We start from the raw sequence: 618 nt of genomic DNA on the forward strand, positions 1-618 counted from the left end.
ACGACGTACAGGGCGGCGGAGGTGTTGTCGGCGATCACGTCGGGCAGCGAGAAGGTGAAGTCGCGGTAGCGGGAGTCGATGACCTCCAGCGCGGGGGCGACGGCGCGGACCGCGTCGGTGAACGGCATCCCGGATGTCGGCGGCCGGTCGAGGAGGAAGGCGATCTCCGGTTCGACGCGTGGGTGGATCAGCCTGGAGATGTCCACGGCGGCGCCGTCGGGCACCTGCGTGGTGTCGGTGAGCTGGCCGAGGATCGGGGAGTCGACGCCGACCTGGGCCATCTTCGCCTGGCTGGTCAGGCCCATCTTGGCGCCGACGAGGCGTTCGCCCCGGCCGGTGCGGCGGGCGATCAGGGCCTGCTGCACCGCGTAGGCGGCGTCGACGTCGACCCGGTGGGCGTCGGCGAGCTGCGGAATCGGGGTGCCGGTGACCGCCGCCTCGTCGAGCCGGGCGGCCAACCCGGCGAGGTCGACGTCTGCGCTGGTGGTCACTGCGCACCTCCGTGGGCGGTGTTGGCGGCGTCGGCGAGGTCGAGGGCGACGTCGGTGATCATGTCTTCCTGGCCGCCGACCATCCTGCGGCGGCCGAGTTCGACCAGGATGGACCGCACGTCCAGGT

General features: G+C 72.2%; 1 protein-coding gene and 1 pseudogene. Both read right to left on the reverse strand.

The annotated features are described in order from the left end of the window. Nucleotides 1–491: 2-keto-4-pentenoate hydratase (locus ACFHWU_RS29305; protein WP_416592326.1), on the reverse strand; the 491-nt coding region annotated here is incomplete at its 3' end. Next, nucleotides 488–618: pseudogene (locus tag ACFHWU_RS29310) on the reverse strand (4-hydroxy-2-oxovalerate aldolase); the annotation flags it as partial. The gene ACFHWU_RS29305 and the pseudogene ACFHWU_RS29310, both read right to left, overlap by 4 nt.

This window comes from Micromonospora sp. LOL_015 (assembly GCF_048060275.1).
Taxonomy (GTDB): domain Bacteria; phylum Actinomycetota; class Actinomycetes; order Mycobacteriales; family Micromonosporaceae; genus Micromonospora_E.